Below are 25,728 nucleotides of genomic sequence, written 5' to 3'. Positions count from 1 at the left end.
AATGCTGACCTACATTGCCCGACGCGTCATTATCGGGTTCTTTACGATCCTTGCGGTGACCTGCCTGGTTTACGGACTGATCCGAAACATGCCAGGTACGCCGCTGACGCTGATGGATGAAAATCCAGGCGCTCGTCAGCAGTTTGACGAACGGCAACGGGAAGAGCTCGAGAAGCAGTATCATCTCGATAAGCACTGGATCGTTGGCTACGGATACTGGCTGGCTAACGTCGCCCAAGGGGACATGGGTCGCGGCATCAACTACACTGATCGCCGGCGTGTGACGACCATTATTACGACCCGCTTGCCAAACACTTTGATGCTCACGGTCACGTCGCTGATCTTGACCTACCTGATGTGCATACCGATGGGGCTTTTTTCGACCGCGAAAAACGCCACCACCGGAGAACGGGTCATGAGCATCACGCTTTATGTTCTTTACGCGCTTCCGACATTCGTGGCGGCCATTTACCTGAACTTACTGTTTGCCGTGAAACTAGGTTGGCTTCCGCTGAGCGGCATGACGAGCGAATACTACAACGAGCTCGGGGCTTTCGGAAAAGCCTGGGACCTTCTCAAGCATACGTTCCTGCCGATTACCTGTTTGACTTACGGCTCGCTGGCTTACTATACCCGCTTCATCAAAGCCAACATGCTCGAGACGATTCAGCAAGATTACGTCCGCACCGCCAAAGCCAAAGGGGTGGGACCGATGAAAGTCCTCGTCAAGCATGCGTTTCGCAATTCCTTGATTCCCTTGCTGACACTGATTGGTCTGACGTTGCCGACATTGCTCGCAGGCTCGGTCATCCTGGAATACATCTATCAATGGGATGGAATTGGTCAGCTCTTCATCGAGAAGATTGGCCAACGTGATTATCCTGTCATCATGGGACTTGTCCTGATGTTCTCGGTCATGACGCTGATCGGACAGCTTCTTGCCGATATCCTCTATGCCGTCGTTGACCCTCGGATCACCTATTCGTAAGCATGAGTGCTATTCAAGAGACCGCCGAGAAGCCCGTCAAACCGGTCAAGTCGCTAGGATTCTGGGCGACCAGCTGGCGATTTTATCGTCGTCGTTTTTTTGCGATGGCGGCGCTGTTCTACGTGATCTTCCTCGGACTGGTGGCCATCTTCTCGCCGGCGATTGTCGGTACGAAACCGATCGTTTGCTACTACAAAGGCAACATCTATTTCCCCGCGATGGGCTACTACTACCCATCTTGGGAAAACGCCATCTTCACCACCGGCGATCACTTCAACAATCGCTACGAACCAAACTTAAAAAAGAACGATCCCGACAGTTGGGCTATCTGGCCACTGATTCGCCAAGACCCGATCGAACGCGTCGGCGATGATTGGTTTGAAGACCAGCCTGGCAATCCGACCGATGCTGACGGAACCCCGAGTTGGCAGAACCTGTTCGGAACCAACTTTGTCGGTGTGGATGTGTTTGCCACACTTGTTCATGGAACGCGTATCGCCTTGCTAGTCGGGTTTGTCTCGATGGGCATTGCTTCGGTTATCGGCATTACCATCGGAGCCGTTTCGGGATACTTCGGTGGCTGGATCGACTTTGTGCTTTCGCGATTCATCGAAATCGTTTTGTGTGTTCCGACGCTCATCCTGGTGATCGCATTGTTGGCCGTCGTCGTTAGCCCCAGCATTTGGCAAGTCGTGCTTGTGATTGGTTTGACCGGATGGACCGGCATCGCACGGCTTACACGTGCCGAGTTCCTGAAGATTCGCCAGATCGAATACGTCGCCGCCGCCAAAGCGATGGGAGCAGGCCCAGTCCGGATCATGTTTGTCCATATCCTGCGAAACGCCCTCGCACCGATTCTTGTTCCTATCAGTTTCGGCATCGCCGCGGCCATCTTTACCGAAAGTGCCCTCAGCTTCCTGGGCATCGGTACCGATTCGCAGACACCCACATGGGGCGACGTGCTTCATGATGGGCAAGATCATATTCGCTCGATGTGGTGGTTGAATTTCTTCCCCGGCCTGGCCATCTTTTCGACCGTATTGGCTTACAACCTGATCGGCGAAGGCATCCAGGAAGCAACCGACCCACGTACCCGCGACGTCTAATTTTCCACAGTCCAGCCAGCTCACCATGACCAAAACGCTGCTCAAAGTCGACAACCTGCGGACCTACTTCCACGGCGAAGAAACCGTCAAAGCGGTCGACGGTATCTCGTTCAAACTGGACGAAGGCGAGACCCTGGGAATCGTCGGCGAATCGGGATCCGGGAAGTCGGTCACCTCGCTTTCGATCATGCAGCTGTTGGCTCGCAGTGCCAAGATCGAAGATGGTACGATTTCGTTCCTGGGAACCGATCTGGTCCGCTTGCCGGACCCTGCGATGCGGAAGATTCGCGGCAAAGACATTAGCATGATCTTCCAGGAACCGATGACCTCGCTGAATCCGGTTTTTACCGTCGGGGCTCAGGTCATGGAAGCAATCCTGCTGCACCAGGAAGTGAGCAAAAAGGAAGCTCGCGAAAAGACCATTCAGCTGTTCGAGGAAGTCGGCATTCCCGATCCTCACAAGCGTGTCGACTACTACCCTCACCAAATGTCGGGCGGACAGAAGCAGCGTGTGATGATCGCCATGGCGCTCAGCTGCAATCCGAAGCTACTGATTGCCGACGAACCGACGACCGCGCTCGACGTTACGATCCAAGCCCAGATCCTCGACATTTTGCGACGGCTTCGCGATAGCCGCGGCATGTCGATCTTGTTCATCACGCACGACTTGGGCGTCATCGCTGAAATCGCCGACCATGTGTTGGTGATGTACCGCGGCAATATTGTCGAGAACGGCGATATCCATCAAATCTTCGAGAATCCCCAGCACCCTTACACCAAGGGTTTGCTCGCTTGCCGTCCTCGTCTCGATACGAAGTTCCGTCGCTTGCCGACCGTCAGCGATTTCATGGAAACCAAGACAACCCCTGAAGGGACGGAAGTTGTCGAGAAAGAGATGACGCCGGAGAAGTACCACGAGCTCACCGTCGCTGGTCGCGGGCGTCTGCTGCACCCCAAACCTGCATTGAAAGAAATGGGGCATGAGTGGCAAGATGGCGTTTACTCAGAAGACACCAAGTGCGTTGCTACGGAAGACAAACCACTTCTTTCCGTCCGCAACTTGAAAGTGCACTTCCCCATTCGCAAGGGCATCTTCTCGCGAGTCAGCGGTTATGTGAAAGCGGTCGACGGAATCGACTTCGACGTCTTTCGTGGCCAAACGCTGGGGCTTGTGGGGGAATCAGGCTGCGGCAAAACAACTTCCGGACGAGCGATCTTGCGTTTGATCGAGCCGACCGATGGCGTCGTTGAATTTGAAGGCCGCAACGTCCGCGCGCTTCGCGGTTATGCACTTCGCGAGATGCGAAAGCGGATTCAGATCATCTTCCAAGATCCCTACGGAAGCTTGAACCCGCGGATGACCATCGAAGCCGCCATCTGTGAACCCATGGTCATTCAGAGCATCGGCGGAAGTAAAAAAGACCAGCGAGATCGAGCGGCTCAGCTCATGACAGAGGTGGGCATGAACCCTGACCATCTTCGTCGGTACCCACACGAGTTCTCCGGTGGTCAGCGGCAACGTATCTGTATTGCCCGAGCACTTGCCGTCGAGCCAGACTTTCTCGTCTGCGACGAATCGGTCTCCGCTCTCGACGTTTCCGTTCAAGCTCAAGTCTTGAACCTGCTGAAGGACCTTCAAGAGAAACGTGGCCTGACGTATATCTTCATCAGCCACGACTTGAGCGTCGTGAAGTTCATGGCCGATATGATGGCCGTGATGAATGCCGGCAAGATTGTCGAGTTCGGTCCTGCCGAAGCGATCTATGCTGATCCGAAAGAAGAGTACACCCGCAAGCTGATCAATGCGACGCCGCGAGACGATCTCGAACACATCGCCAAGCGACAAGCCGAACGGCAGGAAGCGAAAGCGGCACGACTTAAATCGGTCGCGTCGGTTTAGTGTTCTTCCGGTTGATGCCGGAGATAGCTCCAAACCCCATACGCAAAGATCCCCAGGCCCAGCACCAATGTTGCCACCCCGGCCGAATTCATCGTGCCGCTACCTCCTTCAGGATCGCTATTGAGGTAAGACGCCGACAGCAGGAAGAGCCCGATCGCCGTCACACCGCCGCCGACGAGGGTAAACTTCCAATGATGGTAGGTGTTGGTATTCATGGCCGCTCTCACTTATCGATTGGGGATTTGTCTTTCTGTATCATACGTTGCGATTAGCGCGGAATCACGTTCTTAGAGACGAAATCTAACCGCCGGAAACGATCAGCGAGCACAACAATAGCTTCTCTTTCAACCGTTCCGAGCCCACCTTTTCAGACTGCTGCGTCAGTTCCGCAATCGTTGGCTTCCAGAAGCCTTGCTGAATGCTGAAAGGATCGGGACGTGGATAGTTCCAGTCGAAATCGACCTGAGTTTTATCCTTGTCCAGTAATTGATCGGCCAAGACTTCCAAGTCACCTTCCTTCACCTTATCGCTTGGATAACGCAGCAAGAGCATCAAAATCCCTAGCAGCGTGTAGGACTGTTGGTGAACGTAGTCCCATTCGTCGTACCGATGGGTTAAGAACTGTATCAAGGCGACGTTGACATCTTCTCCGAGCCAACGAGAACTATCCAATGCGATCGCCAGACTTGAATCGTAGCTATCGCAAGGATCTTCATGATCGAAGAAAAGCAAAGCACATGCGTAAAAGCGAATCCAATGGCCCGTTATTCCGGAAGGACCTGGCGGGAATGGAGGCTGGTTTGGAGCATCCGGATCGCTCCAACGCGTGAGGCTTAGTACTTCTCGCAAGTCAAAATCGATCGGCTGCGGAAACTGCTTGCGATCACGAATCAACCGCAGCATTTCGTACATTGCTTCCCACTTGTACCCGTTATCCGCCATGGCGATCTCTCGCAGCATGGCGTTGTCGATCGCGGGGTTCACTTGCTCGAGCAAGCGATCCTTCGACGGAGGATACGTTTTCAAAATAGCCGCTGGCAAGTCCATCGCATTTCCTTTCGGAACAACAGACACAAAACTACCCTGGCGTGTTCCCTCGGAAAATGAAATAGACCGCTCCGCAGATGCACAGACCGGCCCACAGGAAGTCGAGTCGCAACGGCTGCTTCATGTAGTAAACTGCGAACGGGATGAAAACGGTCAGAGTAATCGCTTCCTGTAAGATCTTCAGCTGCCCCAGATCCATCTGCGTAAAGCCAATTCGGTTGGCTGGCACCTGAATCAGATACTCGAAAAATGCGAGTCCCCAGCTCACGAGCACAGCCACAATCCACGGCTTAGTCGAAAGATCTTTCAGATGGGCATACCACGCGAACGTCATGAAAATGTTAGACAGAGTCAACAGGAATGCCGTGGTCAGGATAGTCGACATAACGATTTGGCTTTGCGTAATAGGTTAAAAGGGGGACAAACGTTCCAGGAATTATCGTGTCGCTTACAGCTTTCGGCGATGGCCACTGGTAGGGGAATCCCCTGATTTTCAACGGTTCCCCGGGAAGGACCATCGTCGAAGGGCAGGGGGGACTGCTATACTGAGAACGACCTGAAGAGAGCCCCATATGCCGCATTGGTACGATGTTACAGCCTGGAACGAGCGATTCGGCAACGATTCGCAAACCGTCCATTCCCTCCGCAAATTTCGCACGCGGTGGCTGAAGCAGGGCTGGGCGTTCGAAGAGGCTCTGGCCGAACTCGCCCCTCTCGCTCGGGAAATCGTTTCCACCGAGATCGATCCCCATCCACTCACATTGGCGGAACGTCTTGACTCGGAATTGGACGGAGCAACAAAGCTTCTCTTCCGAACCGACGAAGGCCTGATGATCGAATCGGTGATCCTTCGCGCGGGAACTGGTCGGACATCACTCTGCATTTCATCTCAGATTGGCTGCGCGGCCGCTTGCCGCTTCTGTGCGACGGGGCAAATGGGCATTGCCCGCAATCTTTCCCCTTCGCAAATACTCGATCAAGTCGTTCAGGCCAATCAAATCTTGCGAGACGAAGAACGACGTGTCCGAAACATCGTTTTTATGGGGATGGGAGAACCACTCCACAATGCGGATCATCTGCATCAAGTCATCACGGCATTAACTTCGCCGCTGCTGTTCGACTATGCCCCCCAGCGGTTATTGGTGTCGACCGTCGGCATTCCGGACGAGATGCTACGGCTAGACCAGCAGTTCCCGGCAGTGAACCTGGCATTGAGCCTACACAGTGCCGACGAGCTTGGCCGGCAAGAGTTGATCCCCCTCGCCAAAAGTGTCCCCCTCGATCGGCTAAGAAACACGCTCTTGCAACTTCAATTGAGTGACAAGCGGCGGATCATGATTGAATACCTGATGCTGGAAGACCGCACCGATCGGCCGGAGGACGCCGAAAAACTGATCGGTTTCCTGAAAAACATCCACGCACACGTGAACTTGATCCCTTACAATTCGATCGACGGTGCCGACCACCTGCGAGGAAGCAGTCAGGCCGCACGCGAACAATTCGCCGGCATGCTAAAGGCCGCCGGATTTCCGGTGACTATTCGCTACTCGCTCGGGGCCGATATCGCCGCCGCTTGCGGGCAACTGATTCAGCGTGAAAATCGAGAGATCGCCAAGCAGTTGCGAACCCAATCGACTTCCACCCCCTAACCGGACAACACCACAGGAGGAGTTACCACTATGTCCGCACCGATTCAGTGGGAATACCCGCTTTACCTGATTGCCCATGGGGGCGGTTATACGTCGATTGTCGATCCTCAAGATACGGACGATCAACCGCAGCACATTCTCACAACGCACTCCTCCGAGCAAGTCGCGTTGAACTTCATGCAGCAGTTCGCCATCATCGGCGAGCCGCGTCAGTTGAACAACGACCGCGAGTTTCGCTGGTTTCTTAAAAGCCTGAAGCTGCCGGTCACCAAAGTCGCCTACGATCCTAATCCTGTCGAATTCGACGTGAATGCCAAGTGGATCGCCAAGATCAAGACGCTGCTGGAAGACTATCTGATCGTCGACAATTCCCCCTGGAATTACCCTGTGTTTGTGGTCGAACAAGGGGACGGTTTTTCCAGTACGACCGGTAACGACGAAGAAGGCAACCCGATCACACTGCTCAATTTGTTCACCGAGGAAGATAAAGCAAAGAAGGTTTCCGAAACGCAGGAAGGGGCCGGCGAGGTCATCACCCTGCACAACATGGAGCACATTCGCGAACTGCTCCTTGGTCTTCGCGATAACATCTCCGCCGTCGCGATGGATCCGGTTTACGAAGAAAACGAAAGCAGTTCGCAGTATTGCATCGGCGTGGAAGCACTTCTGGATAAGTACTTGGTGCTCGATCAGTAATCAGGCACGACAGCCTTACGAGCAAGGATGCCGCGGATGGGCGACGAAAGCTATTTGCCATACCTGATGTTCTTTGGCGGGTTGATCCTGCTGATCTGGCTACTTCTCCGCCGAAGTTGGCGGGGGCAGACCAGGGCCAAGAGGGCTCGCGGCAAAGACGATAGCTACCTGGTCTCGAATCCTCGCCCCGTCACCAAAGAGTGGACCATGTCCGGCGGGCCTGCCGACTTGAACAAGTGGCAAGTCGAGATGCTAGAGCGTACCCGAGAGCTCCAAGCCCTCGTCGATACCAAGCTGCTGATCCTGCAGCGGACACTCCTCAAAGTCGAAGCGGCCCAGCTTTCTGCCGAACAACAATCGGCCATCGCCGATACACTGCAAGAAAGCCAGCAGCTGGTAGACCAGGGAAGTCCCAACTTCCGTACCGTGTCCGATCTGCTGTGCGATGACGTGAAACGAGCCGAAATCTATACGCTCGCGGACGAAGGGCAATCTCAAGAGGCCATTGCCCAGCAAATGCAACTGGACGTCTACGCGGTCGAGATGATCCTCAACTTAAGAGAACAATAGGGTGGCAACCCAACGTCGCCACCCTACTGAATGCTGAGCACTTTCAATCGAAAACAGCTTAGTGAATTCGCTGTCCTGGCTTGGCACCCTCGTCGGGGCTTAGCAGGAACACTTCTTCACCGCCGGGACCGCTGGCACAAACCATGCCTTCGCTCAAGCCGAACTTCATCTGGCGTGGCTTCAAGTTAGCGACCATGACAACCAAACGGCCAACGAGGTCTTCCGGGTTGTACGCCGCTTTGATGCCGGCGAAGACTTGCTTGCGGTGATCGCCGCCCAAACCAAGCGTCAGCTTCAACAACTTGCGTGCTTCCGGCACTTGTTCGGCCGAAAGGATACGAGCCACGCGAAGGTCGACTTTCACAAAGTCGTCGATCGTGCATTCTTCGGCCATCGGTTCGTCGACCATCGGCTGAGCACTGTCCTCGAACTTCGCCGCGGTTTCATCCGCCTGGTTGTTCTCGGCCGGAGCGTCTGCGGCTGCTTCTTCTTTGCTATCGTCAATCATGGCTTTTACCTTATCGGCTTCCACGCGTTTCATTAGATGCTTGAATTTATTGACGTCCGTCCCCGTGAGCGGCGTCTTCGTTTGGTCCCAGCTGGTGATCGGGTCGTTCAACAGCTCGCCCGTTTGTTCGGCCAACAGTGGCAACACCGGCGATAGGTAAACGACGATCTGCCGGAACAAGTTCAGCCCGATCGTGCAGACATCCTGCAGCTTCTGAGCATTGTCTGGATCTTTCCGCAGTTCCCACGGCTTGTTCGATTCGATGAATGGATTCGCCGCGTCGGCAAGCTCCAGGATCAATCGCATCGCTTTGTTGAGATCCAAGTCCTCGTAAGCTTTTGCAATCTCATCCCCTGCGGCCGCCCCCTTGGCGAACAGTCCACCGTCGTCGGGGTACTCGGCAGAAAGCCCCGTCTTCTCGACGAACTTAGCCGTCCGCGAGGCCAGGTTCACGACTTTACCGATTAAGTCGGAATTGATCTTGTCGGCGAATTCCTCGAGGTTCATATCGAGGTCGTCCAGTCTCGGGCCCAGCTTCGAAGCGTAGAAATAACGCAGGTAGGCCGGATCCAAATGCTTCAGGTACGTCGCCGCTTTGACAAATGTCCCGTCGCTCTTGGACATCTTCTTTCCGTCGACCGTCAAGAAACCATGGATGTGCACCTTCTCCGGCAGGTTGTATCCGGCCGTCTTCAGCATGCCTGGCCAGAACAACGTGTGGAAGTAAGTGATATCCTTCCCGATGAAGTGATGCACTTCCGTTTCAGGATTCTTCCACCACTTCGCAAGATCTTCGCCGTTCGCTTTGCACCACTGCCATGTCGATGCGATGTAGCCGATCGGGGCATCGAACCAGACATACCAATAGTCGCCCGGGCTATCCGGAATCTCGAAACCGAAGTACGGCCCCGGACGCGAGATGTCCCAGTCCCGCAGTTCGTCATGCAGGAAGTGCCCCTTCAAATAGTTAGCCACTTCGTCCTGCAAATGCTGACCGCTTTGCGTCCACTCATCGAGGAAGCCATGCAGCTTTTCCAACTGCACGAACAAATGCTTCGCCGTTTTCAATTCTGGCGTCGCCCCGGAAAGCGTACTTTTCGGATCGATCAAATCGGCCGGTGTATAGGCCGCACCGCATTTGGAACAGTTATCGCCTGGCTGATTCTCCGAGCCACACTTCGGACACGTTCCACGCACGAACCGATCGGCCAGGAATGTCTTCTTCTCGGGATCGAACAACTGATGGACATCTTTCTCGATCACCAATCCGGCGTCACGAAGCGACTGCCAGAACTCGGCACACAGCTCACGATTTTCGTCGCTATGGGTCGAGCCGTAATTATCGAACTGCACGCCGAACCCAGCGAAGTCCTGCTGATGCTCGTCGCTCATCTTGGCGATGAACTCTTCTTCGGTCACCCCGTTCTTCTGGGCGCTGATCATGATGGCCGTGCCGTGCGTGTCGTCGGCGCAGAAATAACGGCAATCGTTGCCCGAAAGCTTTTGAAAGCGGACCCAGATATCGGTCTGGATGTATTCCACCAGGTGCCCGATATGGATCGGCCCATTCGCGTACGGCAGGGCAGAGGTGACCAAAATGCGTCGTGCCATGGGGGATTCCTCGCAGGTGAGGTCCTATCGCTGAGGGTTACGTCGTCAAGAACGGGGCATTGTACCGCACTCGCCGATTGGCGCGGAGTGCGGTCCTTCGCCTGGGGGTATGGAGAAATCCCCGGCTAAAAGGTTCGATCGAATCGGTCTCAGCGTGCGTATCGAGGCCTATGGAACGCTGTTTTGGGTGCCTTGAAGTTCGTTCAAGGCACGATTCGTCACTCGAACGCGGTATTTTCCGTCCGAGTTGAACCCTTTCTGATATTCGAGACCCTGCTTCATCTCATCGATCACCGGCCGGGCCTGCTCGTCGATTTCGTCCAGCACGATCGCCGCTTGCAGGCGTTCCCACTGCTCTCCAGTCGTCATCTCACGCACCAAGACCGGCAATGCTTCCTTCGGCATCCCCATGCGACACATCGCTCGCGCAGCCGCCGTCCGCACAGCCGAGGAATCATCGGTCAGCGCGGCACGAACCAATCCGCTGGCATCCGTTTTGGCGGTTTCGCCGATGTTCCCGATACCTGTCGCGGCCCAGTAACGAATCGCATCGTCCTCGTCTTTCATCGCCTGCAGGAGTTGCGGCAGAACGCCTTCCCCTTCCGAAGCCATCGTCGCCACACTGCTCAGCCGTTCGTTGTACGCGTCGGCATCCTCCTGCCGCAAAATAGCGTACTCACTTCCCAACCGCTTAGCACGCTTCACAAGAATCGGCTCTGGAATCAGCCCAGTATCGCGTGTCTCTAAAACCCATTGCCGATGCGCCGCTCGCATCCGCTTCAAAACATCGGCATACTTTGGATCCGCAGCCAGGTTGTTGACTTCGTAAGGATCGGCCTGGCAGTCGTAAAGCTCTTCGACCGGCTTCGATGCGGAGAAATAGTATTCCGCTTCCGCAGGCAACTTCCCCGCCTCGTGCAACCGACGAAGCTCACGCATCGTCGCCCCTTTCTCCGGAGTATTCATGTACTGATAGTAAGTCTTCAGCGGTTCGTAGTTGCGAAGATACTTAAACCGCGTATCGCGAACCATACGAATGATGTCGTACCGCTCGTCCATTCGATCGCGTGCCCCATAGACAAACTCCCTCGGCTCGACGTCCGATCCAAGGAACGGCTTCCCTTGCACATGCGCCGGGATTTCGATCCCTGCGAGACGAAGGACCGTTGGACCGAAATCGATCGAACTGACCAATTGATCAGTCGCCTGCCCCGGCACCCCTTGCCCGTCGACGCGGTACTTCTCAGGAATTCGCACCACCAAAGGAATGTGCGTTCCCGAATCGTACAGCCAACGCTTCGCTCGCGGCAAACCAACGCCATGGTCGGACCAGAACATGATGATCGTGTTCTCGTACAAACCGTCATCCTTAAGCTGCTGAATCAAATCACCAGCCCAATGATCCATCGCCGTGATCAGTTCGTAGTTCCGTTTCCAGTCTTCGCGGACGATCGGCGTGTCAGGGTAGTAGGGCGGCAAATCAAGCTTTTCAGCATCTTGTCGCTCATCCTCGCTCAATACCTGGGTGACGTTTTCGTACTTCCCCTTCGAGGCAATGCCCGATTCGTGACATCCGGTGAAATTGAACACGGCAAAAAAGGGTTGCGACTTGTCAGGCCGGTTTCGCCAATGGGCCTTACCCGACGATGCGTCCCACGTCCCCTTCGGCGTGCGAAATTGATAGTCCTGCTTCGAGTTGTTGGTGCAATAATAGCCCGCTTCACGCAGATAAACCGGAAACGGTTTGATTTGCTCAGGCAGCGTCGCCGTGCACCGCATATGCTGCGTGCCGAGCGAAGTCTGATACATGCCGGTGATGATGCCACTGCGGCACGGAGCACAAACGCCTGCCGTCGTGAATGCATTCCGGAAGAGAACGCCTTCGGTGGCCAGTTGATCGATGTTCGGCGTGATCGCATGGGGGTCGTCATAGCAACCGAAATGCGCGCTGATATCTTCGCACGAGAGCCACAAAATATTAGGCCGCTCTTCGGCCCCAACCGCGGAACCGGCAAACGCGACACAGAACAGGACGAGCGTTCGTAAGATCTTCAAAGTGCTCACCATGGTTAATTCATCAAACGCTTATGGCTCTTCGCGAAAGTAATCGCGAATGTCAGGAAAAGGACCGCGGCCCCATCCATATAAAGAGCGCCGCACAGCAAAAGCCGAAGAAAGCGACAATACCTCCTTCGACAACATTCGTGGCAGCCTCGATAAATCCCTGCTCGCTTGTCAGGGCACCTACGATCCAGCTCACTCCGACAACGACCGACAGGATACTACCCAGGAGGTAGCATCCATATCGAAACTTCCGCCAGAACTCGGCCAGGAAACGCATCTACGCGAGACGCTCCTTCAACCAGGCCAAATCACGCTTCATTGCGGCCACATGGTTCGCAACGTCCTTCGCTTCGTCGCCGCGCAGGTATTCGACATGCAACGAGACTGGACCGCTGAACTGACTTGCTTTCAGTGAATTCCAGAATTGATCTGGCAGTTGGCCTTCGGTTACCGAACACCAAGCCGGACGGCCACCGTTGCCTTGGAAGTCTTTGATGTAGACCGAACCGAGATGCGATTGCACCAGGTTCCATTGAATGGGCCACGAAGTATTGCCTTCGACGCGAGCATGACCGATATCGAACGCCATCGAGACATACTTCGGATCGTACTGGCGAACCAACTGCATGATGTCCCAAATGGGGGCACCAACGTAATGACTGCCAGAATGATTTTGATAGACGGCTTGAATGCCGATCTCTTCGTTCATTGCGGCGAGATCTTTTAGCTGAGCTCCCGCTTCTCGCAACTGCGGCACGACCGGCTTCTTCAAGTCGTAGCGATAATAGGCCATGCGGTATCGAGGAATCCCCAACTGCTGGGCAACCTTCAGGGTTTCCTCTGCATTGGGTGAATCGACGCTATTGATACTTGAGGTAAGAATGTCGATGGTCAGACCACGTTTCTTCAACGCTTCGACAAATTTCGGCAACTCGTCCGCCACATTCTTCGGTTCGATATGCCCATTGATGCGAATGGGAGCCTCGATGCCGTCGTAGCCGATTTCCGCTACGCGATCGGCCATTTCTTCGTAGCTAAGCGGCTGCAAAAACTTCGTAAAGGTAATCAGCTTCCAGCGGCTCGGCGAAGGATCTGCGGCGGAAAGCGTGCTTCCCATTCCAGCAGCGGCGGCAGTTCCCAGCGCGGTTTGAAGCATCTGTCGTCGATTCAAGTGAAGCATGGAAACTCCTCGTTAGTTAGAAACCGGCACGACTTTGCGTACCCGATGATTGTTCGTATCGCCGATGTACAACGCGTTATTTTGGTCGACACCGATGCCATGGGGCCGATCCATCTTCGCTTCCGTCGCGGGACCTCCATCGCCGGAGTAGCCACGCCCTTTGGGCCCAATACCAGCCACGGTACGAATGCGATCGTTTTCAACATCGATCTCGCGAATGGCCTGGTTCTCGGTATCGACGACATAGAGACAACCGTTGGGCGCTTTGACGATTCCCTTGGGACCATTCATGGTGGCCTCTTTCGCACTGCCGCCATCGCCGCTGTAGCCCTTCTTGCCAGAACACGCAACGTGATGGACCAAGCCTGACTTCAGATCCAATCGCCAGACACTGTGTCCTTCGCGAAGGGCGATCCAAAGATCGTCGCCATCAAGATATAAAGCCCGCGGGCCCACCATCGGCTTTCCAACGGTTGGCTCTCCATCCACAGGAAGCTTCTTCTGACCATTCCCAGCAATGGAGGTAATGGTTCCCTTGGCTAAATCGATCGCGCGAATGCGATGGTTTTGAATATCTGCGACGTAAAGAATCGAATCGTCTTCACTCAACACGATGCTATGTGGGCGATTGAACTGGGCCTTCAACGCCGGGCCGCCATCGCCTGAAAACCCGGCCGTTCCTGTCCCAGCGATTGTCGAAATCTGCGCCGAGTTTGCATCAACTTTGCGTATAATATGGTTCTGCATTTCAACAAAATACATGTCCCCATTCTTCGCAAATCGCACCTCATACGGCTCGTTCAGTTGAGCCGCTGTTGCGGGGCCGCCGTCGCCTGAATAGCCTTTGGTGCCATTGCCGGCAACCGTGGTGACCGTGTTCTTTTCGAGATCGACTCTAAGTACACGGTGGTTCTCGACTTCCGTCACGTACAAAGCACCGTCCGGGCCGATCGTTGCACCGAAGGTTTGGCCGATGTTGACCTCATCGGCGGGACCGCTCATTTTCCCAATTTCTTTGTGACCCGTTCCGGCCACGGTGACGATCTCGCCGAACTCCGTCGCATGGAGTTCGGCCGTAAAAAATAGGCATAAAACGGCGGTTAGCAAGCAAAGGCGGGACATGATGCGGCTCACTCGGGAAGGGGTTCAACTCAGTTGAAATGCGTTACGAGTCGAGCCGCATTATAGTCCTAAGCCGGTCGGCATTCACGGTTTAATCAGAATTTTCCCTGCCAGGGTTCCTGCTTGACGCAACGTGTTGTCTTCCTGCAACTTATGAGCAGCAGCCGCTTCCGACAACGGGAACGTCTGGCCGATCTGCGGCTTCAACTTCCCCTCCGAAAGCCAACGGCCGATATCGTCACCGCAGCTTGCCAATTCTTCCGGGCTCGCCTTGAACATCACAAAGCCATGCAGGCTGCAACCCTTGACGTAGAAAGGACCTACGGGAAATTCTGGACGAGCATCGCGACCAGCCATCAGCACCATGCGGCAACGCTCCGCGGCAATGCTGACCAGGAAGTCGAAGTCGGGCTCGCGGACCGTTTCCCAGATGACGTTAACCCCATCAGGACAACACTTTAGGACTTCCTCGGCGACGTTCTGCGTCTTGTAGTTGAAGACGTGATCGGCGCCCAGTTCCTTGCAGATCGCGGCCTTTTCGTCGGAACCTGCTGTCGCAAGTACTGTCGCCCCAATGGCTTTCGCCATTTGAACGACCATCGATCCGACTCCGCCTGAGCCACCATGGACAAAGATGGTTTCTCCAGCCTGTAGCTTGGCGTTCTGCGGCCCTAAACCAAGATGAGCGGTCACTCCAGTCAACGCGCAAGCTGCTGCGGCGTCGTCACTTACGTCATCTGGCGTGGCGTAGAGCCAGCATTCGTCGACGACGGCATATTCGGCGAAAGTTCCCTGGCGTCCTACAAGGCCCTGATTCGTACCCCAAACACGCTGTCCGACTTGATAACGGTTGGCATTGGGGCCTACTTTTTCGATCGTGCCCGCCAGGTCGCTCCCAGTGACAAACGGCTTGGGCAATTCCCAGTAGTTGGCTCCGTTACGGATATAGGTATCGATCGGGTTCAGCGCAGCGGTCCCGATTTTCACCAACACCTGGCCATCACCCGGCTCTGGGGTCGGGATCTCGCCATACTGAATTACCTCGGGTGGTCCTGTCTCTTCGATGTAGGCCGCTTTCATCGGGTCCTTTCCTCCTGGGTGAACGCCTCGGGTCAACTTCCCCTCATCCTATCGCCCTCGGCCCGCGAGACAAGCTAGGTCTCTTTACGCATCAATACTTGAGTTTCTTGACGCGCAAAACGCCTGATTTCCGCAATATTTCGTTGCCACTTGGACAACACTTCTATAAAACTAGATGCAAACTACCTTATCATGGGCGGACGGCGGACAGGCTGTCTCTTTTACGGCCGCATCTCCACCCCAAACATCTGGTCCCGTGCTGACTGGCGCGTCAAAATAAAGACGCGACGGAATCTGAAACTGACGAAGCACCCCCGCAAGGACCAGCACCATGAAAAACACCGCGCTGATTACCGGAGCTTCCAGCGGCATTGGCCGCGAGCTCGCTTGGGTTCATGCCGAGCAAGGAGGCGATCTCATTTTGGTTGCTCGCCGGGGCGAAGTTCTCGAAGAGCTCAAGCAGCAGATTGTTGAAAAGCACCAAGTCAACGTCCTGTGCATCGCCACCGATCTGAACGAGCCAGGCGCCGTGCATCAGTTATACAACCAGGTCGAAGCGGAGAAGATCGCCGTCGACATCCTGATCAACAACGCCGGCTTCGGTAATCATGGACCGTTCCATCAGCACGACTGGAAAACGGATGGGTCGATGATTCACTTGAACGTGACAGTTCTCAGCGAGATGACGCATCGATTCCTGCAAGGGATGCTCGAGCGGCAGCATGGACGAATCTTGAATGTCGGCAGCACGGCCGGGTTCCTGCCAGGTCCAATGATGGCGGTCTACTACGCGTCGAAAGCGTACGTGCTCAGCTTCTCGCAAGCGATCGCCGAAGAAGTGGCCGAGCTGGGCGTCTCTGTTACTGCCCTATGTCCTGGCCCGGTCGAAACCGAGTTCTTCCAACGCGCCCACGCTAAGCATATCGGCATGTTCAAAAAAGGCTCGACCGCCACGGCCCGCGGCGTGGCCGAACTTGGCTACAAGGCAATGAAGAAAGGCCGCCTGGTGGTGATCAACGAATGGCGTCTCTGGTTCCTACTCAACTGGATCACCCCCTGGGTCCCCAGACGCACACTCCTGAAAATCTCGCGCTGGCTGCTGAGTTCCTAAAGCTAACCCAACCTGTCGTCTTTGTCGGCATGCGAAGCTGCGTCAGAGAAACCATTTGATTTACGCAAGAATTGCTTTCCAAGATTTCCTGTATAGTCCGCAGAATGCAGTGCCCCCAAGACATGCCCAAGCGGACGTGAGCATGATGCCTGACCGGTAAGTTTCACCTGTCGCTTCAACTCTCAATCGGTTAACGCGGACCTAACACGAGGGGCAAGTCCTCACTTTCATAGATACGAACTATTGCGCCGCCAAACCGGGCATGCACAGCATCCATCCACTTTCTATCGCTGTCATCTAACGGAGCATCCCAAAACACATCTAGCCCCTTGAGCGTTTTAGGCAAAGATTCAATCGGTATACTTCCTGGCTTCATCGATACTACAAGATTCTCCAACGACGTTGTCCCGAGTGGTATTAGCTTTTCAGGAACAAGCTTGCTACTTAAAATGCAAAGCATTATCAGTGATGAGTTGTTGGCAAATCCACTACAAAAATCACCTTCCAATTGGCCGCCCACCGATAGGACTCGAAGATCCTTTAACCGGGAGAGAACCTCTATGGACTCATCCGCCAATGGGGAATCTAGAACGCTGAGTCTTTGGAGTCTTGACGACTTGCTGATCTCGTCGAGTCCCCTTCCGTCAATATTTGGGCAACCGCTTAAAGAGAGCGTGCGCAGGTTCAGAAGCGACTTGCATTCTAAGATTGAGTCTGACCGGACATCGCTTTGTCGGAGGTCTAAGTTGATCAATTTTGAGCACTGCGTTAACGCCTGTAACGTTTTTGTACCTTCAATTTGAACCAATGACGGATTTGATCCGGGTGGGAAGGATGGTGGAAGCGTCCGAATTGATTCAATCCATGTACACCTGATTCCTAGCATTCCAACCATGCCGTCAGGACAATCCGTATGCGATTCCACGAGAAAGCCATATTTTGCTATCGTCGTAGCAAGGCTTTGTTCACTACAACGAGCAATGGACACAACGAGGTGAATAACAATGGAGACAATCGCAACTGCGAATAAACTTGTCAGCAAGGAATATTGAAATCTACGGGTAACGTACTTCATTAGTTCCATTTTTTCTCCATCGCATCGCACTCCGATAGAGTTCTTGTCGGTGGTGCTTGTAATTATTGTCGTTGTGCGATCACGATAGGTAAAGACGCATTGATTTCTGTCGCCGTGGATACTGCAACGTTTCGAACCACGAAGATTACATACCCCAAAATTGATTCCCGATCCGCAGATGGTGCCCTGGCTGCCGTCGACGCGCCATGCCAATGGTTCCTTGTGACTCCACAAAGTTCCACGCGGACGTGAGCATGCCACCTTAGCCGCGTTCGAAATTGCCGTGCATGGCCGGGGCCTAAGAGATAAAACATCAACAACAACTTTACTGGGCCTAGGCGATAATATTTCGCTGGTTGAAGTGACGCCAAGGCATGGCTAAAAAGACAAAGCCATTAACGAAACAAGAACTACTTAAGGTCTTTGATTCCTATTCGGATGCCTTTGCCAATTGGAATAAAGATGCCGGCACTTCTACGTATTTTAGAACTTCCGGACCAGTCAAACAGCAAGTATGGTTTGAAAGATTGCGGTCCGGCGGATACAGACCATCGTCCGGTGTACGAATTCTTGTTGCTCCTGGCGTGGCAATGCTTCACCAGTTTCTAGATGTTCGTCATCGTCAGATCTTACTCTCTCGACATGAGGCCATGCGACTGTCTGTCATTGAAGGCATGATGACTCAGTTTTTGCCGCACATCAATCAACCGCTCAATGTCGCCGAGGTCTTACGTCTGTGTGAGGCGGAAGCAACGGACCATATTAGCGATATTTGTGGCGTTGCAGCACTAGCCGCTCATCAAGGCAAAAATGAATTGGCTCGCAAATGGTGCGAGAAGGCCGAGGCTTCCATGATAAGCCTCGGACGCAAACCTGCCGAATGGGAACTTGCCTATCACAACTTTGTAAAGCAACTTGAAATTGCCTTGAAATCAAATACCGAAGCGGCATTCCTGAATACGTTTATCGAGGACTAGGTGAATTTGGTGGATTCCCCACCTGCATCAAGCAATGCCGCTTATGGTGAACGCCGGCTATCGTTACGGGCAGTGCGTCGTGCTGGGCTTACAGCATTTGGCTCCATTTACTTTAGCTTCGCCGCATCAACTCACGGAGTGGTTCCCAAGCAGTTGGTTTTAGTTTCATCTGTTGCCCGAGCGATTTGATTTGGTCGTACAGCGAAGGGTGGATGGGGACTTCGTATTCGTACAGTTGAGTCACGATCAGCAGGTAGGCTTCGCCCCACTCGCCATGCTGGAGCAAGTCATCGGCAGACGCGTGATCTTGAGGGGATAGCATGCCTCTGGTTTCTTCCAGAAATGCCGATACCCCGCGAGCAATTTGACGGTGGCTATTCATGGGGCTTTGCAAATTTCCTAGGATGATCATTCCCAAGTCCGAGTACGCATGTGGAGCTGCGGAAAAAACATTTTAATGGTGCGTCCCTTTCCTACAAACACTTTGGACCACTCAAAGGGTTTGATGATTCCACAACATGCCCACGCGGTCGTGAGCATGGCACGTTAACCGAAGTAGAGAATCACCTTCGCATGACTGAAGCAGAATTGGATCAGATTGCGGATGCGCTGGCGGTTGTGTTACCGCAGGAGTATCGGGAACTGATGCAAACGCGCGGCAAATGGCTCGCGGCGACCGGTTTGCTCAACGATGAGTTGTCGCCGCTTTACCTCAAGGTCGATCGGATCGTTCAGGACAACCACTCGTTTCGCGATCGAGAGACCATGTTTGGCCAGACTTATCCGCAGTGGTGGAAAACTTTCTTTCTGATCGGCACCAATGGAGCGGCCGGTTTCTATGCGCTGCGTTGGGATGGAACCCCAGGCGTTTGGCTGCTGGGAGGCATCTTTTGGGAGCCGGAACCGTCGAAGTTATACGATAGCCTGGCTGAGTTCGTTGAAGATAAATTGGAAACCGCTCAAGACCACATGCGGATGAAACCCATCTGGGATGCCAGGCACAAAGCGGAACGTGATGACCACGCGGCCAAACATCAGGCTTATGCCGAGAAAGGGATGCCATGGGAGTGCCAATGGGAACATCCGACAATCGATGGCGAATCACTGAAAGCCGAAATGGCGAAGCTGGGTGTCTCGGCAAACGGTCAGGCCGACCCTCTCACACGGCAAGGGCTTTTGCAACTGGCGGACTGGATTGCATCGCAAGGAGACAAGGCCTGGGCGCGTCAGATTCGGCTTCGCGTTGAACTGGCATCGAAGCCGCCAGGGGAAGACTATGTCGCCTTGCGTGAGGACGTACTGGAAGTCACGGAACGAACCCCGCGAACCGCTGTCAAGTTCACCAACTTCTATCATGGTATACAGCTCCGGCCCGACGAATGGTTCGACAACAGAAACGATTGCTCACGCTTTGGCATCCCTTTTGTTGTTGACGCTGTCTCGGTCTCCGACAATCCTCGCCCGATTGAACAATTGATTTCGGACGTTGAACAATTGGTTCAGCAGACCCCTGTCCGGGGAATCGACCTGGACGACAACTACGAGGAAGATATCGCCGCGATTCTGAATTCGGCAGGCGGAAGACATCTCCGCTGGCTCGGATTTAACCTGGGGTATAACAACGAAGGAGTGCGTCCACAGATCCAAGCGTTGGTCGAATCACCCACAACATCGCAGCTGGAAACACTGTATTTGCACAGTCACCTGAATTCAGACGACGACGCGGTCGTTTTGGCTGGTGCCGCGTTTGACCGACTGCGAACGCTGCGATTCTTTGACGTTTGCGGGCCCAATTGTTCGGCCGAAGCGCTGACCCAGCTGATGCAGGCAGCTTGGTTTCGTCGATTAGAAGAGGTCAGCATTCGCTTTAGCGACAAGTGCTGCGAAACCGGCCTGCAAAACTTGGCCGAGATGCCGAATCTACATTCGCTCGCACTGCGAGACACCGCTGAACGAACGTTTCAAGCGTTACCGCGGACAGGCGCATTTCCAGCCCTGCAACGCTTGGTGGTTGAAGCTCGCAACTTGACCGGCAAGCTGGGTGAAGCATTCTGCCAATGGCAAACGCCCCAGTTACAAGAGTTCTGGCTGAAGGTTCACAAAGCCAAGTCTTCCGACCTGCAAGCGATTCTTAGTGCGTCGTTTTTGAAGAATGCTCGCATATTAAACCTTCACTCAGGAAAGCTCGACGCAAAGTGCCTTACTGCGATCGCAAAGCATTCGTGTGCTGCGAAACTACGAGGCTTGCATTGGAATACGGCGAATGAAGATTTGGAAGGCAACATGCGAAGCCTTGCCAAGACGCCCCTTACGGAAGCCGGAGCTTTCCCCAACCTGACGACCTTGTCGATCTCGCGTCCATTTAGCCAACGGGCATGGACCGACACGGCCAAGTTCTTCAAGAATTTGCAGCTGCCCAAGCTACGGTGCTTGACGCTCAATGAATGCGCGTTCGACGATGCCGCTGCCGAAGCTTTGGCTAACAATCCGTCGCTGTCTCGCTTGCGGACGCTGGTTCTTAGAGCTGGCTGGGAAGAAAACAAGTTTACCGCGAGGGGCGCGGAGAAATTGTTTCGATCTCCGGTGCTGAATAACCTAAGACACCTCGAAATCCAAGATTCCCCAGTCGGCTCATGCCTGCCGCTTTTGCTCAAGCAAGAGACACTGCCGCATCTGATCAGCGGCGTTTTCTACAAGTGTGAGGCTTCCCCGCAGGTCGCAAAACAGCTGAAAGCCACGCGGCCACTAATTCGGGTCGTCGATTAGGTCTCGAGCAGACACTTCGGCAAATCGACATGATCACCTACCAAACCAACGACGTCTTCAGCACAGAGCGGTATCATACAGGTATCGTTTCATGGTTTCGGCGAATTGTCGGAGGGGTGCATTGTGGCTGACTTGGTGGCTTGCCTGGTGATACTAGGGGCGGCTCAGTTGTTTGAATCGCCAGGGGCTCCGTTCTTGGCGGAACCGACGTTGCCGGAGAAGCATCAGTACTGGTTGAACGAATTTCAAACGCTTGACACCAATCGCGACCGGCAGATTTCGGCGGACGAATATGAACGCAATGGCGGGAAAGTGGTCGACGAGTCCGAACGCTTAGTCGCGCAGTTTTCGTATAAGCCGGCGTTGGTATCGATGTTGTATGCCAAGCATTCTCGGACCGGCCATAAACTGCCGCTGCTGGACGAAATTGATCGAAATGGAGATGGGCAAATTGATTTCCATCGCGAGTATCTGACGTTTCCGGTCGAGTTGTACGACAGCTTCTCGCGTTGGGATCAAAACTCGGATGGCAGTGTGACTCGCGATGAATATGTTGCCGCGCGTTTGCGGGAACATGCGTCACTCGCGAAAGAGGTGAACGGCAACCCAGAGAGCATCTACTTTCCATTGGCAAAGCTTCCGCCGGCGAAAGTGGAGAGCGAGTTTACGTTTCGGGACCGCAATGGAGATGGCATCGCGACTTGGAAAGAATTCCTGGCGTTTCACGATGCATTGCCAAACAAGCTTGCTGAAGGAATGAACGCGGAAGACGCTTTCTTTGCGAGGAACACCAACTTCGATCCCATCCTGACGGAAGAGGAGTTTTTGAAACATGCCCGCGAGTCTGACCAAGCCAACGTATTGGCGTGGATGGAACGAGCGTTTCGCCTGAAAGATGTCGACGAGAACAAGCAAATTACTTTCGACGAATTTTTAACCGTGGGCACGTATGACGTCTCCCAGTTCTTTGGCCGCGATAAGAACGAAGATGGCGTGCTTCAGTTTAACGAAGTCGCCGGTGCAAATTGGGTCGGCCATGGCAAGCACAAGCAACGAGACCAAACCTATTTTGCTCGGCTGGATCATAACGACGACGAAGAAGTGACATGGGACGAATTCCGCACGACAAGTGTACGTCAATTTGGGTTCTCGGCCCTCGACCATTTGAATGTCGATAACCAGGTCTCGCTGCAGGAATGGAAAGCTGTCGAGCAACTCTATCGCGACCCACAAAACGGCCCTGCCAATTTGGCGAAACCCTGGGCCTATTACGCAACGATGTGGATGCCGGGCATCTTCGATCTGATTCACTTTGAAGAACTCGACGCGAACCGCGATTCCATCGTGACATGGTCCGAGTTCCAAGCATTCCCCGATGCACCATAAACGGCCAACAACGCAGCACGAGAAGCCAAGCAGCGAACCAAACGCTGTCAGCGGTTAAGTCGCCTTCGAAGGAACGCCTGTTGATGGTGGCGTCGTGGTCGCTGAAACTGATTGTCGAGCCGGGAGTGAACTTGCTTGATATTGCCATGCAAGAGGACTGAGTGCTCGATTCGCCCCTCCAAAAAGTCAGTCAAAAACGTGGTGACTCCTGGAAAACATGGTTAGGCGAATGTGAAATTTTCGAGCGCATGCATTTTCCTAAATGTTTCCATATGAATGCCGATACGACATTCGTTACATCGTTGGCGCAGGAGTGAATTCGTACTCATTGCCTGGATGCTTCCCAGTCGGTACAAAGGTTCGCTTACTCGAAACCATGTGGCCCTCTGCGAAGGATTTCGCGATGTCTTTTCGTCTAATTTTGTTGCTTTTTGTGTCGACATTTCTGATCGGTTGTGGCCAGAGTGATCCTTTTCCTCTGCCTGCCGAAACGCCGACTGAGCCAGTCGTAACGAAGGCGGATGGGCACGAGTACGAGTTCCCAGCGACAGTCGATTTCGATGGCGTAACGTGGATCCGCGTCAAGCAAGACCCTGCTGAAGATGTTCCTGGCGTGACGTTTGTCTATGCATCCGACAAACGGGACGACTACCTGTTCTATTCCTGCTTCCAACCGAAGAAGCTACAAGCGCACGGCTATCCGATGGAGAAGCAGTTGGCCCTTGCCAAAGTCAATCCAGAATCGAGTTCGATGATTTTGGAAGGCCCGACGGAGATTCATCTCGGTGGCGGGCTGCTGCTGAAATCGCAATTCGCCAACCACCGTAAGACTGGCGTTGAAGAGTTGTTCGATCCGGAAGGCAATCTCAAGTTTCGCGGCCACAGCAACCAGGGTCGTATGCAAGGAGATTGCACTTACTTCTACGAAGATGGCAAGCCGATGCTACAAGGTAAATTCTCCGGCGGCGAACTGCTGGAAGGAACCGGCTTTGACGAAGAGGGTAACGAAACCCCGCTTGCCAATCAAACCGACATGATGCTGTTCCTCGCCAAACGATTGAACAAATAACTGGCTGGCTCGGCCATACGAAGCTACTTCGTCAGCTTGGCGACGATGACGTCGCCGGCGTAGCAGCCTCCCTCGTAGCACAGTTCTTTGCCACCACCACCGCCGGCAAATTGTTTTTGCGCGGCGTTTTGGATCGGCCAGCCGCTGCCGTTGACGGATCCGGTCAGGTACAACGATCCGTCCACGCCCCAGTAAAAGGCTCGTCCGTAGTCGTAACTTTCGCCGCCAAGGTAAGTGCTGTAGAGGATCTTATCGAAGTCTGCCGACAAGATCGTCACGGTGGCATCGTTGGACTTCGCTTTCAGTTTTTGCAGCGGCTGCGACGAGATGGGATAGTCGGCTGAATCGGTCGTGCCGGCGAAAGCGACTTCTCCCTTCGCGTTGGCGTAGATTCCCTCCGAGCCTTCATTGCTGCTTCCGCCGAGGTAGGTGCAGAGTAGCAGCTTTCCGGTAGGAGAAAACTTGCTGACAACCATATCACGCTGCCCCGTCGGTTTGCTTTGCAGCACGCCGGGGGTGACCGGCATATCGTCCCCGGTGGTCGAATTCAAAAGGTAAGCGTGCCCTGCCGGATCGACGGCGAGACTGTGCGTGCTGTTTCCCTCTTCACGTTCGCGACCTCCGAAATAGGTTCCGTAAATCAGACGCGAACCATCCGGCGAAAGCTTCGCGATGAATGCGTCGTGATCACCATTGAATGTGCGATCGTGGGCACCTTCGGTTGTTGGCACGTCGTCCGACTGAGTCGTGAAGTTCAAATAGACATTCTTTTGAGCATCGAGCCGGATCCCGCAATTGCTGACTTCGTCTCGAGAACCTCCAAGCCAAGTCGCCCAGCGTACGGCCGAACCATCGCTGGCGATTTTTATCGCCCCGATTTCGACTCCGCCGGCAGGCTTGGCTTGATAGGTATTGGCAAACCACTGCGAAGGGGGCAGCGGTCCTTGGCCCAAGTAGTGCAGCGCGACGTAGACGTCGCCTTGATCGTCGAGGGAAAGCTCGCGACAAAGATTACCAACCCCTACGAACGCCCCCCACTCTAACTCAGAGCCATCCGGTGAGAGCTTCACGAGAAAGGCATTCTGCATGCCATAGATCCCTTCGTCGTTCCCGCGGAACTCGGTTTGAAACGCTCCGTCGGTGACGGGAAACCCTGGCCCCCCACGTCCGCTAACATAAACGTAGCCGTGCCGGTCGACTTCCACGGCGTAGGCTCGGTCGTAGTTAGGACCGCCTAGCAGCGTGCACCATGCGACGGTGCCGTCGGGGCGATACTTACAGACGAACGCGTCGCAGTAACCGCCGCTGCCAACTTGGGTACCGGACATATCGTGCTTGGTTTGGAAGGCACCTTCTGTGACAGGAAAATTTGGCGATTGAGTCCCGCCGACAACATACACGTTGCCTGCTTCGTCGACGAAGATGTCGCGTGCGTGCTCCCAGTCGCTCCCGCCAAGGTACGTTGAGAATGCCATTTCATAGGGTGAAGCCGAAGCCGATTCGGCCGCTATTGTCAACGCAACACCTACGAAACAAACGACTTTGAACCAGTTAGCAAATGGCATTGCACATTCCAACTTCTAAGAAAACGATCGTGACTTTCGTCCGTCTCAACGGCCTGACAAGCTCGCCTTGGCCCAACGATTTCATCTACCTAGCAAATAGCAAATATAGTTGCCAAGCAAGACCCAGTGCCCCCGAAAGTGGTTGTTTTGCGGGATCGTCTGATCTAAAGTGAAGCTTCTTCGTTTCTATTGCCCCAGCCACGGCACCCAGGTCTTTCCCCGACCAAGGCACCTAGCAATGCAGATGGAAGCGATCCC

22 protein-coding genes are annotated in these 25,728 nt (G+C 54.2%); 11 read left to right on the top strand and 11 right to left on the bottom strand.

Annotated features, from left to right (window positions below):
• Position 1 precedes the first annotated feature (1 nt).
• The 3 genes from LA756_RS19575 to LA756_RS27250 are packed head-to-tail and all read left to right on the top strand — an operon-like array spanning position 2 to position 3,994.
• Positions 2–988, top strand: coding sequence for an ABC transporter permease (locus LA756_RS19575; protein ID WP_224436416.1), 987 nt, complete (start codon positions 2–4; stop codon positions 986–988).
• Between the two features lie 2 nt (positions 989–990).
• Positions 991–2,094 (top strand): ABC transporter permease, encoded by a 1,104-nt coding sequence (locus LA756_RS19570; protein ID WP_224436415.1) that lies wholly within the window; start codon positions 991–993, stop codon positions 2,092–2,094.
• A gap of 25 nt (positions 2,095–2,119) precedes the next feature.
• Positions 2,120–3,994, top strand: coding sequence for an ABC transporter ATP-binding protein (locus LA756_RS27250; protein WP_315858323.1), 1,875 nt, complete (start codon positions 2,120–2,122; stop codon positions 3,992–3,994).
• Here the strand turns inward: LA756_RS27250 and LA756_RS19555 are convergent.
• From LA756_RS19555 to LA756_RS19545, 3 genes are all read right to left on the bottom strand, one after another.
• Positions 3,991–4,209, bottom strand: a complete 219-nt coding sequence (locus tag LA756_RS19555; RefSeq protein ID WP_224436414.1) for a DUF202 domain-containing protein — start codon at positions 4,207–4,209, stop codon at positions 3,991–3,993. The two genes, LA756_RS27250 and LA756_RS19555, sit on opposite strands and share 4 nt — an antisense overlap.
• An 85-nt stretch (positions 4,210–4,294) precedes the next feature.
• Positions 4,295–5,041 carry a hypothetical protein gene (locus LA756_RS19550; protein WP_224436413.1) on the bottom strand — a complete coding sequence of 249 codons (747 nt, stop codon included), beginning with the start codon at positions 5,039–5,041 and terminating at the stop codon, positions 4,295–4,297.
• Positions 5,042–5,072: 31 nt separating this feature from the next.
• Positions 5,073–5,426 (bottom strand): DMT family protein, encoded by a 354-nt coding sequence (locus LA756_RS19545; protein WP_224436412.1) that lies wholly within the window; start codon positions 5,424–5,426, stop codon positions 5,073–5,075.
• A 187-nt stretch (positions 5,427–5,613) separates the two neighbouring features.
• Between LA756_RS19545 and rlmN the strand changes: the two genes are divergently transcribed.
• Genes rlmN through LA756_RS19530 form a run of 3 tightly spaced genes read left to right on the top strand, consistent with a single transcriptional unit; the run spans position 5,614 to position 7,956 of the window.
• Entirely contained in the window at positions 5,614–6,690 is a 1,077-nt protein-coding gene (rlmN, locus tag LA756_RS19540; RefSeq protein WP_224436411.1) for a 23S rRNA (adenine(2503)-C(2))-methyltransferase RlmN, read from the top strand.
• A 30-nt stretch (positions 6,691–6,720) separates the two neighbouring features.
• Complete coding sequence (locus tag LA756_RS19535; RefSeq protein ID WP_224436410.1) at positions 6,721–7,386, top strand: hypothetical protein; 666 nt, start codon at positions 6,721–6,723, stop codon at positions 7,384–7,386.
• A 36-nt stretch (positions 7,387–7,422) separates the two neighbouring features.
• Entirely contained in the window at positions 7,423–7,956 is a 534-nt protein-coding gene (locus LA756_RS19530) for a hypothetical protein (protein ID WP_224436409.1), read from the top strand.
• Positions 7,957–8,014: 58 nt separating this feature from the next.
• On the opposite strand, the gene metG is transcribed toward LA756_RS19530, so the two are convergent.
• From metG to LA756_RS19505, 5 genes are all read right to left on the bottom strand, one after another.
• On the bottom strand, positions 8,015–10,075 hold the full coding sequence (gene metG / locus LA756_RS19525; RefSeq protein WP_224436408.1) for a methionine--tRNA ligase: 2,061 nt from the start codon (positions 10,073–10,075) through the stop codon (positions 8,015–8,017).
• A 168-nt stretch (positions 10,076–10,243) separates the two neighbouring features.
• Complete coding sequence (locus tag LA756_RS19520; RefSeq protein WP_224436407.1) at positions 10,244–12,142, bottom strand: sulfatase-like hydrolase/transferase; 1,899 nt, start codon at positions 12,140–12,142, stop codon at positions 10,244–10,246.
• A 274-nt stretch (positions 12,143–12,416) separates the two neighbouring features.
• Positions 12,417–13,319, bottom strand: coding sequence for a sugar phosphate isomerase/epimerase (locus LA756_RS19515; RefSeq protein ID WP_224436406.1), 903 nt, complete (start codon positions 13,317–13,319; stop codon positions 12,417–12,419).
• Positions 13,320–13,331: 12 nt separating this feature from the next.
• Positions 13,332–14,441: an SMP-30/gluconolactonase/LRE family protein gene (locus LA756_RS19510; RefSeq protein WP_224436405.1), complete on the bottom strand. Its 1,110-nt coding sequence runs from the start codon at positions 14,439–14,441 to the stop codon at positions 13,332–13,334.
• A gap of 84 nt (positions 14,442–14,525) precedes the next feature.
• Positions 14,526–15,521 (bottom strand): NADPH:quinone reductase, encoded by a 996-nt coding sequence (locus tag LA756_RS19505; RefSeq protein ID WP_224436404.1) that lies wholly within the window; start codon positions 15,519–15,521, stop codon positions 14,526–14,528.
• A gap of 331 nt (positions 15,522–15,852) precedes the next feature.
• Here LA756_RS19505 and LA756_RS19500 point away from each other — a divergent pair, with 331 nt between their 5' ends.
• Positions 15,853–16,632, top strand: a complete 780-nt coding sequence (locus tag LA756_RS19500) for an SDR family oxidoreductase (protein WP_224436403.1) — start codon at positions 15,853–15,855, stop codon at positions 16,630–16,632.
• 190 nt (positions 16,633–16,822) lie between these two features.
• Here LA756_RS19500 and LA756_RS19495 read toward each other — a convergent pair whose 3' ends face one another.
• Entirely contained in the window at positions 16,823–17,707 is an 885-nt protein-coding gene (locus LA756_RS19495; protein ID WP_224436402.1) for a hypothetical protein, read from the bottom strand.
• Positions 17,708–18,081: 374 nt separating this feature from the next.
• On the opposite strand from LA756_RS19495, the gene LA756_RS19490 reads away from it, so the two are divergent.
• Entirely contained in the window at positions 18,082–18,684 is a 603-nt protein-coding gene (locus LA756_RS19490; protein WP_224436401.1) for a hypothetical protein, read from the top strand.
• A gap of 112 nt (positions 18,685–18,796) precedes the next feature.
• Here LA756_RS19490 and LA756_RS19485 read toward each other — a convergent pair whose 3' ends face one another.
• Positions 18,797–19,006: a hypothetical protein gene (locus tag LA756_RS19485; protein WP_261362050.1), complete on the bottom strand. Its 210-nt coding sequence runs from the start codon at positions 19,004–19,006 to the stop codon at positions 18,797–18,799.
• Between the two features lie 251 nt (positions 19,007–19,257).
• On the opposite strand from LA756_RS19485, the gene LA756_RS19480 reads away from it, so the two are divergent.
• The 3 genes from LA756_RS19480 (at position 19,258) to LA756_RS19470 (ending at position 23,905) form a co-directional block, all read left to right on the top strand.
• Positions 19,258–21,450 (top strand): SMI1/KNR4 family protein, encoded by a 2,193-nt coding sequence (locus tag LA756_RS19480; protein ID WP_224436399.1) that lies wholly within the window; start codon positions 19,258–19,260, stop codon positions 21,448–21,450.
• 123 nt (positions 21,451–21,573) lie between these two features.
• Positions 21,574–22,836, top strand: coding sequence for an EF-hand domain-containing protein (locus tag LA756_RS19475; protein WP_224436398.1), 1,263 nt, complete (start codon positions 21,574–21,576; stop codon positions 22,834–22,836).
• 403 nt (positions 22,837–23,239) lie between these two features.
• Positions 23,240–23,905: a toxin-antitoxin system YwqK family antitoxin gene (locus tag LA756_RS19470; protein ID WP_224436397.1), complete on the top strand. Its 666-nt coding sequence runs from the start codon at positions 23,240–23,242 to the stop codon at positions 23,903–23,905.
• Between the two features lie 23 nt (positions 23,906–23,928).
• On the opposite strand, the gene LA756_RS19465 is transcribed toward LA756_RS19470, so the two are convergent.
• Positions 23,929–25,470 (bottom strand): S-layer protein, encoded by a 1,542-nt coding sequence (locus tag LA756_RS19465; RefSeq protein ID WP_224436396.1) that lies wholly within the window; start codon positions 25,468–25,470, stop codon positions 23,929–23,931.
• Between the last annotated feature and the right edge of the window lie 258 nt (positions 25,471–25,728).

The sequence above is a fragment of the Bremerella sp. TYQ1 genome (genome assembly GCF_020150455.1).
Taxonomy (GTDB): domain Bacteria; phylum Planctomycetota; class Planctomycetia; order Pirellulales; family Pirellulaceae; genus Bremerella; species Bremerella volcania_A.
The sequence above is the reverse complement of the archived record's forward strand: the minus strand, read 5'-3'. Positions and strand labels throughout refer to the sequence as shown.

Bases quoted from the DNA above. Each gene is read 5' to 3' on its own strand.
- LA756_RS19575 (WP_224436416.1), top strand. From the start codon at position 2: ATGCTGACCTACATTGCCCGACGCGTCATTATCGGGTTCTTTACGATC.
- LA756_RS19570 (WP_224436415.1), top strand. From the start codon at position 991: ATGAGTGCTATTCAAGAGACCGCCGAGAAGCCCGTCAAACCGGTCAAG.
- LA756_RS27250 (WP_315858323.1), top strand. From the start codon at position 2,120: ATGACCAAAACGCTGCTCAAAGTCGACAACCTGCGGACCTACTTCCAC.
- LA756_RS19555 (WP_224436414.1), bottom strand. From the start codon at position 4,209: ATGAATACCAACACCTACCATCATTGGAAGTTTACCCTCGTCGGCGGC.
- LA756_RS19550 (WP_224436413.1), bottom strand. From the start codon at position 5,041: ATGGACTTGCCAGCGGCTATTTTGAAAACGTATCCTCCGTCGAAGGAT.
- LA756_RS19545 (WP_224436412.1), bottom strand. From the start codon at position 5,426: ATGTCGACTATCCTGACCACGGCATTCCTGTTGACTCTGTCTAACATT.
- rlmN (WP_224436411.1), top strand. From the start codon at position 5,614: ATGCCGCATTGGTACGATGTTACAGCCTGGAACGAGCGATTCGGCAAC.
- LA756_RS19535 (WP_224436410.1), top strand. From the start codon at position 6,721: ATGTCCGCACCGATTCAGTGGGAATACCCGCTTTACCTGATTGCCCAT.
- LA756_RS19530 (WP_224436409.1), top strand. From the start codon at position 7,423: ATGGGCGACGAAAGCTATTTGCCATACCTGATGTTCTTTGGCGGGTTG.
- metG (WP_224436408.1), bottom strand. From the start codon at position 10,075: ATGGCACGACGCATTTTGGTCACCTCTGCCCTGCCGTACGCGAATGGG.
- LA756_RS19520 (WP_224436407.1), bottom strand. From the start codon at position 12,142: ATGGTGAGCACTTTGAAGATCTTACGAACGCTCGTCCTGTTCTGTGTC.
- LA756_RS19515 (WP_224436406.1), bottom strand. From the start codon at position 13,319: ATGCTTCACTTGAATCGACGACAGATGCTTCAAACCGCGCTGGGAACT.
- LA756_RS19510 (WP_224436405.1), bottom strand. From the start codon at position 14,441: ATGTCCCGCCTTTGCTTGCTAACCGCCGTTTTATGCCTATTTTTTACG.
- LA756_RS19505 (WP_224436404.1), bottom strand. From the start codon at position 15,521: ATGAAAGCGGCCTACATCGAAGAGACAGGACCACCCGAGGTAATTCAG.
- LA756_RS19500 (WP_224436403.1), top strand. From the start codon at position 15,853: ATGAAAAACACCGCGCTGATTACCGGAGCTTCCAGCGGCATTGGCCGC.
- LA756_RS19495 (WP_224436402.1), bottom strand. From the start codon at position 17,707: ATGAAGTACGTTACCCGTAGATTTCAATATTCCTTGCTGACAAGTTTA.
- LA756_RS19490 (WP_224436401.1), top strand. From the start codon at position 18,082: ATGGCTAAAAAGACAAAGCCATTAACGAAACAAGAACTACTTAAGGTC.
- LA756_RS19485 (WP_261362050.1), bottom strand. From the start codon at position 19,006: ATGCTATCCCCTCAAGATCACGCGTCTGCCGATGACTTGCTCCAGCAT.
- LA756_RS19480 (WP_224436399.1), top strand. From the start codon at position 19,258: ATGACTGAAGCAGAATTGGATCAGATTGCGGATGCGCTGGCGGTTGTG.
- LA756_RS19470 (WP_224436397.1), top strand. From the start codon at position 23,240: ATGTCTTTTCGTCTAATTTTGTTGCTTTTTGTGTCGACATTTCTGATC.
- LA756_RS19465 (WP_224436396.1), bottom strand. From the start codon at position 25,470: ATGCCATTTGCTAACTGGTTCAAAGTCGTTTGTTTCGTAGGTGTTGCG.